The following is a 6,899-nucleotide window of genomic DNA, read 5'->3' on the forward strand; positions in this document are numbered from 1 at the left end:
CTCGATCCGCGCCCACTGGGCGTCAGTCAACGACACACCCAGACCAACGACCGGATGATCCGAAGGAAACGGCCTAGGCGCCGCTGCACCGGCACACCAGACCCGAACCCCAGCCCCTGCGGCTGGCGCCGTCCGCAGAGGCCCCGGGCCACGGCGGAGGGCGGGCGGGTGGGACCACGCCGCACGCAAGGGCGGGGCGCCCTGCGCTCCACCTCTCCCCCCCGCTGTGGGCAATCGTCCCGCCGGGCGAGTGGGGCCTCCCCTGCTCGAGCGAAGCCGAGAGCTTGGGGAAGGGTGGGCACAGCGCCCAGGTGCCGCTGCCGCTGAGGCCCCGGGTCACGGCCGGGGCGGGTGGGTGGGACCGGGCCACGCGCAGGGTGGCGCCCTGGCGCTTCGAGCGGGCAGGGGCGGGGGCCCGGGGCGGTGGGGGGCGCGGCATCATGGGGGTATGCGTGCTGCTCGGCTCATCAAGATGGTTCTGCTGCTGCAGGCGCGGGGCTCGATGACCGCCGGGGAGCTCGCGGCGGAGCTGGAGGTGTCGGAGCGCACCATCACCCGCGACGCGCAGGCCCTGTCCGAGGCGGGCGTACCGGTGTACGCCGACCGCGGCCGGACGGGCGGCTACCGGCTCATCGGCGGCTACCGCACCCGCCTCACGGGCCTGGCCCGCAGCGAGGCCGAGGCGCTGTTCCTGTCGGGCGTGCCGGGCGCCCTGCGCGAGATGGGCCTGGAGGACGCCGCCTCCGCGGCCCGCCTGAAGGTCTCGGCGGCCCTGCTGCCCTCCCTGCGCGACGCCTCGCAGAGCGCGGCCCAGCGGTTCCACCTGGACGCCCCGGGCTGGTTCCGGGAGACCACGGCCCCGCCGCTGCTGCCCGCCGTCGCCGACGCGGTCTGGGACGACCGGCGGGTCACCGCCCGCTACCGGCGCCAGGACGCCGAGGTGGAGCGGGAGTTGGAGCCCTACGGCCTCGTCCTGAAGGCCGGTGTCTGGTACCTCTGCGCCCGCGTGCCGGACAAGGGCTTCCGCGTGTACCGCATCGACCGCTTCACCGCCGTCCTCCCCCCGGACTCCGGCGACGACCGCTTCGTACGGGACGAGGAGTTCGACCTGCCCGCGTTCTGGGAGGAGCGCGCCGCGCAGTTCGCGCGGGCCATCCTGCGGGACAAGGCGGTGCTCCGGCTGTCCCCCGACGGCGCGCGGCGGCTCCCGTACGTCACCGACCGCGCCGCCGCCCGGGAGGCGCTGGACGCCGCCGAGCCCGACGGGCGGGGCCGGGTGACGATCACCCTGCCCGTCGAGTCCCCCGACGTGGCGTACGCCCAACTGCTCACCCTGGGGCCGGAGGTGGAGGTCCTGGAGCCGCCGGAGCTGCGCGAGCGGTTCGCGGCCACGGCGGCCCGCATGGCCGCGCTCTACGGCTGAGCCCCGGCCGCCCTCCCTACCGGTAGCCCGTCACGTCCGCCGTGTCGCTCTCCTGGTCCACCTCCATGAGGTAGCGCCAGGCGTCCGGCGCCGAACCGTCCACGTCCGTGAAGCCGTACTCCTTGGCGAGTCCGCCGCTGGACAGCGACTGCCCGTTGAACCGCGCCACGTCGGGGTCCGCCGCGAGCGCGGCCACGGCCCGGCCCACGTACGTGGGCGTCTCGGAGATCGCGAAGTGCGGGTCCTGGCGGGTGCCGTCGAGCCAGTTCTCCTCCGTGACCTTGAAGTGGGTGTCGAGCATGGCCTCCGAGCGCAGCCAGCCCGGGGTCAGGCAGACCGCCGTGCACCCGTACTCCGCGAGTTCCTCGGCGAGGGCGCGCGCCATCCGCAGTGGGGCCGCCTTGGCGAGGTCGTAGTAGTACGGCTTGCGGTAGCGCCTGTTGTACTCCTCGGTGCCGTCGGTGACCTCGACGACCAGGCCGCCGCGGGAGCGGACGAGCAGCGGCAGCGCGAAGCGGCTGGTGACGATGTGGGTCTCGACGCCGAGGCGGAGGATCCGCAGCCCCTTGTCGAGGTCGTGCTCCCACATCTTCTTGTCCCACTCGACGTGCACGTCGCCGCCCCAGACGTCGTTGACGAGGATGTCGAGGCGGTGCTGCTCGGCGTCGATCCGCTCGACGAGCGCCCGGACCCGGGCGGGGTCGAGGTGGTCGGTGGGGACGGCGACGCCGGTGCCGCCCGCCGCCGTCACGAGCTCGGCCGTCTCCTCGATGGTCTCGCTGCGGCGCCCGACCTCGCTGACGTGGTCGCGCGTGGTCCGCCCGGTGACGTACACGGTGGCGCCGGCGCGGCCCAGTTCCACCGCCATGGCGCGTCCGGCGCCGCGCGTGGCCCCGGCGACGAGGGCGACCTTCCCGGCCAGGGAACCGGCGTCCCGGCCGGTGTTCCCCTGTGCTTCCTGCGTACGGTTCTGCCTGCGGTCCTGCCTACGGTTCTGCATGCGGCGAGCCTTCCACCGAAAGCCGACACCTTCTGTCGGGCTTTCCACGGGCATGTGCACGCATAACGACACAGCCGCATTCCGGCGCACTCCGCGTGCGTCCGCGGGGGCCAGGGCCGATGCTTGTCCCGTGATGGACGAGACGGAGTTCTGGGAGATCGTGGACAGCACCCGGGAGGCCGCCGACGGCGACCCGGAGGACCACGCCGAGCTGCTGGTCGAGCGGTTGCTGCGGACCGACCCGGACGCCGTCCTGGACTTCGCGCGCCACTTCGAGTCCCGCTACAACCGCGCCTACCGGTGGGACCTGTGGGGCGCCGCCTGGGTCCTGCTCGACGGCGCGAGCGACGACGCCTTCGACTACTTCCGGTGCTGGCTCATCGGACAGGGGCGCGAGGTCTTCGAAGGCGCCCTGCACGACCCGGACTCGCTGGCCGACCTCCTCGACGACTTCGACGACGAGATCGACGGCGACGGCGAGGAACTGGGCTACGCCGCCGACGAGGCGTACGAGCAGCTCACCGGGACCGTCGCACCGGACCTGGGCATCTCCCCCGCCCCGCCGGAGCCGGAGGGCACCGCGATCGACTTCGAGGACGACGGGGCCCTGGCGCGGCGGTACCCGAAGCTGTGGGAGCGGTTCGCGACCCGCTGACGGGCCCCCGCCTGCCCTGGGCCCTCAGCGCTCCCACGCGAACACCAGCAGCGCCACGTCGTCCCGTACCCCGCCGGAGAAACGGACCAGGTCCTTCCAGATCGCGTCCGCCAGGGCCGCGGGGTCGTGCTGCCGCGCCTCGGTCAGCGCGGCGAGGCGCGCCGTGAGCGGGTAGAAGGCGCCCGAGGCGTCCCGCGCCTCGGTCACCCCGTCCGTCACGGTCAGGATCCAGTCCCCGGGCCGCAGCCCCACCGCGGTCTGCACGGGCGGCGCGACACCGGCGAGCCCGAGGCCGAGCGGAGCGCCCGGGGACACGGCGAGTTCGGTGACGGTGCCGCCGCGCAGCAGCAGCGGCGGCGGGTGCCCGCAGGAGACGACGCGCAGCTCGTCGGCGTCGGCGGCGAACTCCAGGAGCACGGCGGTGGCGAAGAGTTCGGCGGGCTCACCGTGCCCCGCACCACCGGCCCCTCCGGTGACGCCAGCGTCTCCCGCCCCACCTGCGCGCCTCACTCCCTCCGTGTCGCCCGCGTCCCCGGTGTCCCCCGCATCCCTCGCATCCCCCGCGTCCCCCACGTTCCCGGCGCTCTCTGCCATCCCTGCCGTCTCGCCCATCTCCGCCATCTCGGCGTCCTCCGCGTCGATGACCAGGCGCCGGTCCAGGCGGGCGGCGACGCCCACCAGGTCGCGCTGGTCCAGGGCCGCCTCCCGGAAGGCGCCGATCAGCGCGGCGACCGTACCGACGGCGGCGAGCCCGTGCCCCTGTACGTCGCCGACGAGGGCCCGCACCCCGCGGGGCCCCCGGCGGACGTCGAAGAGGTCGCCGCCGACCAGGGTGCCGCGCTGCGCCGCCCGGTACAGGCCCGCGCACCGCACCGGCCCCACGTGCTCGGGCAGCGGCGGCAGCACCGCGAACTGCGCGGCCTCGGCGACCGTGCGCACGGAGACGAGCTGCGCGTCACGGCGGCTACGCACGGCGGCGAACAGCACGCTGAGCACGGCCACGAAGGCGACGGTCGCGGTGTCGCTCTCGCCGGGGTGGCCGAGGTCGTAGTGCGGCAGCTCCAGGAGCAGGAGCACGATGGCGCCGAGGAGCGCGGTGGCGGCGGGCCCGTACACGAGGGCGGCGAGCGGCGGGACGGCGGCGAGCAGGAAGCTGAGGTCGAGGGTCCGGGGCGTGGCGACCTGGACGACGACGGTCACGGCCAGGAGCGCGGGCGCGGGCCAGCGCGTCCAGGGCGGCGTGGGCGCGCGGCGCGGCAGGGCGGAGTGGTGCTCGTCCCGCCGCCTGACCACGGCCCTGGGCATGCGTGCTCCTTCCCGGCGGCGACGGAGGTCGTCTTCACGCTCCTACGCGCGCGGCCCGGGCGCACGCCGAGCCGGTCAGGTCGGGTACCGCGCCAGGTCCGTCAGGTACCGCACCGGGTCCCGCCCGGCTCACCGCCGCGAGCCGGGACCGCCACCGCCGGTCACAGCGCGCGGCCCATCAGCACGTCGTCCACGTACGCGCCGTCCAGCAGGAACTCCCCGGGCAGCACGCCCTCGGTGACGAACCCCTCGGACTCGTACAGCGTCCGGGCGGGTGTGTTGTGGCCCAGCACCCGCAGGGTGAGGCGGCGCGCGCCCTGGCGGCGGGCCTCCGCCACCACGGCCCGTATGAGCCGGCGGCCCACGCCCTTGCCGCGGGCCTCCTCGGCGACGACGAAGCCGAGGATCTGGCGGACGTGCGCGTGCACGGCGAGCGGGGTGGGGAAGCCGAGCCGGACGTAGCCGACGAGCCGGCCGTCCAGCTCGGCGACCAAGTGGTCGCGCGGGCCGAAGCGGTCGGTGAAGAACGGCTCGTACGGGGGCGTGGGACGCGGCTGCACGGAGTGGAGCGTGGACCAGTTCTCCCGGTCCATGCGGGCCAGCGCGTCCCCGTCGTCCGCACGGGCCGTGCGTATGTACGTCTGCTGCATGAGCGTCACTGTACGGCGGGCGTACGACAGCGCAGGCGTCCTTTTCGCGGCAGACCCGCGCGCCCGCGCACGCCCGGCACCCGGCCTCGGCGCGGGCCCGGACGGCGCCCCCGGCGACACCTGGCGGCGGGCCCGGCGACAGCCTCGGCGGCGGTCTCGGCGGTGGCCCCGGCAGTGCGCCCGGTCGGCGGTTTCGCGGCAGGATGGGCTCATGGAGCCCACGCGTCCGGAACCCTCAGCCAGCCCTTCGCAGCAGCCCTCGCGCGTCGTCGTCACGGGGGCCTCCGGCCTCATCGGCACCGCGCTCACCCGCTCCCTGACCGCCGACGGGCACCAGGTGGTACGCCTCGTCCGGCGCGCCCCGCGCACACCGGACGAGGTGCGCTGGGACCCCAAGGGGGGCCGCCTCGACCCGGCGGGGCTCGCGGGCTGCACCGCCGTGGTCAACCTGGCGGGCGCCGGCATCGGCGACCGCCGCTGGAGCGCCGCGTACAAGCGCGAGCTCCGCGACAGCAGGGTGCTCGGCACCCGGACCCTGGTCACCGCCGTGGCGGCGCTCGACGAACCCCCGCGCGTGTTCGTGAACGGCAGCGCGATCGGCATCTACGGAGACACCGGTGAGCACCCGGTGGACGAGACCGCACCCCCCGGTGAGGGCTTCCTGCCGTCCCTGTGCGTGGAGTGGGAGGCGGCGGCGCTGCCCCTCCAGGAGGCGGGCGTCCGCACGGTGTTCGCCCGCACCGGCCTGGTCGTGGCGCGCGAGGGCGGCGCCTGGGGACGGATGTTCCCGCTGTTCAAGGCCGGCCTGGGCGGGCGGCTCGGGAACGGGCGGCAGTACTGGAGCTTCGTCTCGCTGTACGACGAGGTGGCCGCCCTGCGGCACCTGCTGGGCCGCGACGACCTGTCCGGGCCGTTCAACCTGACGGCACCCCGGCCGGTCACCAACCGCGAGGTGACGCGGGCGATGGGCCGGGCGCTGCGCCGGCCGACGCCGTTCCCGGCCCCCGCGCCGGTGCTGCGGGCCGTGCTAGGGGAGATGGCCGGGGACGTCCTGGGCAGCCAGCGGGTGCTCCCCGCGCGCCTCCTCGACTCCGGCTTCACCTTCGCGCACCCGACGGTCGACGACGCGGTACGGGCGGCGCTGCGGTAGCGCCGCGCGCGGCACCGCAGCCGTGGTGCGGGGGGCACCGGGGCAGCGGTGTGCGCGCCCCCGAGCGGCGGTGCCCGCGGCGCCGGAGTGGCCGCGGGAGGCCGGAGCGGGCACGGGTGCGGGTGTGCGACCGCCGTGCGACCGTGCCCGGTCCCCGCTCGCCTTGCGGCGGCTGTCCGGACTCCTACCCTCGTTCAGGACCCGGGGATTCCGGTGCCCTGTGCAGGGCATAAGGGCCCCAGCAGCCGCGCAACCTCCGGGAGGAGCACGTGCCAGAGCCTGCGCACCATGCGGACGTCGTGATCGTGGGGGCCGGGGTCTCGGGACTGTCGGCCGCACAGGAGCTGACCAGAGCCGGGGTGACGACCGTCGTCCTGGAGGCCGCCCCGCACGTCGGCGGGCGGATGTCGACCGAGAAGGTGGACGGGTTCCGGCTCGACCGGATCGGACAACTGCTCAGCACGTCGTACCCGGAGCTGCGGCACGTATCGGGGCTCGACGCGTTCGTGCTGCGCCCGTTCGCGCCCGGGCTGCTCGTGCACAGCGACGGGCGCCACCACCGCGCGGCGGAGTCCCTGGGCCGCCCCGCCACGGGGAGCACGAAGGGCGCACTCGGTGCGGCGCGCGCCCTCGCGAGCGCCCCCCGCCTGGCGCGCCCGGGCCGTACGGCGCCCAGGACGCCCCCCGGGACCCCGCCCGGCCACGCGCCCCGGAGC

6 protein-coding genes and 1 pseudogene are annotated in these 6,899 nt (G+C 75.7%); 4 read left to right on the forward strand and 3 right to left on the reverse strand.

Going from position 1 to position 6,899, the window contains the following annotated elements; all coding sequences use genetic code 11:
- Window positions 1-448 precede the first annotated feature (448 nt).
- Complete coding sequence (locus tag QK440_RS40345) at window positions 449-1,423, forward strand: WYL domain-containing protein (protein ID WP_282798246.1); 975 nt, start codon at window positions 449-451, stop codon at window positions 1,421-1,423.
- Between the two features lie 16 nt (window positions 1,424-1,439).
- Here the strand turns inward: QK440_RS40345 and QK440_RS40350 are convergent, their stop codons facing one another.
- Entirely contained in the window at window positions 1,440-2,423 is a 984-nt protein-coding gene (locus QK440_RS40350) for an SDR family oxidoreductase (RefSeq protein WP_282798247.1), read from the reverse strand.
- Between the two features lie 133 nt (window positions 2,424-2,556).
- Here QK440_RS40350 and QK440_RS40355 point away from each other — a divergent pair, with 133 nt between their 5' ends.
- The gene (locus QK440_RS40355) at window positions 2,557-3,078 is read left to right on the forward strand and encodes a DUF4240 domain-containing protein (RefSeq protein WP_282798252.1); all 522 of its coding nucleotides are present in this window, start codon (window positions 2,557-2,559) and stop codon (window positions 3,076-3,078) included.
- Between the two features lie 24 nt (window positions 3,079-3,102).
- Here QK440_RS40355 and QK440_RS40360 read toward each other — a convergent pair whose 3' ends face one another.
- Both QK440_RS40360 and QK440_RS40365 read right to left on the reverse strand, forming a co-directional pair.
- Entirely contained in the window at window positions 3,103-4,383 is a 1,281-nt protein-coding gene (locus tag QK440_RS40360) for a PP2C family protein-serine/threonine phosphatase (protein WP_282798248.1), read from the reverse strand.
- 161 nt (window positions 4,384-4,544) lie between these two features.
- Complete coding sequence (locus QK440_RS40365) at window positions 4,545-5,033, reverse strand: GNAT family N-acetyltransferase (protein WP_282798249.1); 489 nt, start codon at window positions 5,031-5,033, stop codon at window positions 4,545-4,547.
- Between the two features lie 211 nt (window positions 5,034-5,244).
- Here QK440_RS40365 and QK440_RS40370 point away from each other — a divergent pair, with 211 nt between their 5' ends.
- The gene (locus QK440_RS40370; protein ID WP_282798250.1) at window positions 5,245-6,183 is read left to right on the forward strand and encodes a TIGR01777 family oxidoreductase; all 939 of its coding nucleotides are present in this window, start codon (window positions 5,245-5,247) and stop codon (window positions 6,181-6,183) included.
- Between the two features lie 266 nt (window positions 6,184-6,449).
- Window positions 6,450-6,899 (forward strand): annotated as a pseudogene (locus QK440_RS40375) (FAD-dependent oxidoreductase); the annotation flags it as partial.

Source organism: Streptomyces sp. CC224B (assembly GCF_030010595.1).
GTDB classification, from domain to species: Bacteria; Actinomycetota; Actinomycetes; order Streptomycetales; family Streptomycetaceae; genus Streptomyces; species Streptomyces longispororuber.

Excerpts from the sequence above, each read along its gene's own strand:
- QK440_RS40345 (WP_282798246.1), top strand. The coding sequence starts at position 449 with ATGCGTGCTGCTCGGCTCATCAAGATGGTTCTGCTGCTGCAGGCGCGG.
- QK440_RS40350 (WP_282798247.1), bottom strand. The coding sequence starts at position 2,423 with ATGCAGAACCGTAGGCAGGACCGCAGGCAGAACCGTACGCAGGAAGCA.
- QK440_RS40355 (WP_282798252.1), top strand. The coding sequence starts at position 2,557 with ATGGACGAGACGGAGTTCTGGGAGATCGTGGACAGCACCCGGGAGGCC.
- QK440_RS40360 (WP_282798248.1), bottom strand. The coding sequence starts at position 4,383 with ATGCCCAGGGCCGTGGTCAGGCGGCGGGACGAGCACCACTCCGCCCTG.
- QK440_RS40365 (WP_282798249.1), bottom strand. The coding sequence starts at position 5,033 with ATGCAGCAGACGTACATACGCACGGCCCGTGCGGACGACGGGGACGCG.
- QK440_RS40370 (WP_282798250.1), top strand. The coding sequence starts at position 5,245 with ATGGAGCCCACGCGTCCGGAACCCTCAGCCAGCCCTTCGCAGCAGCCC.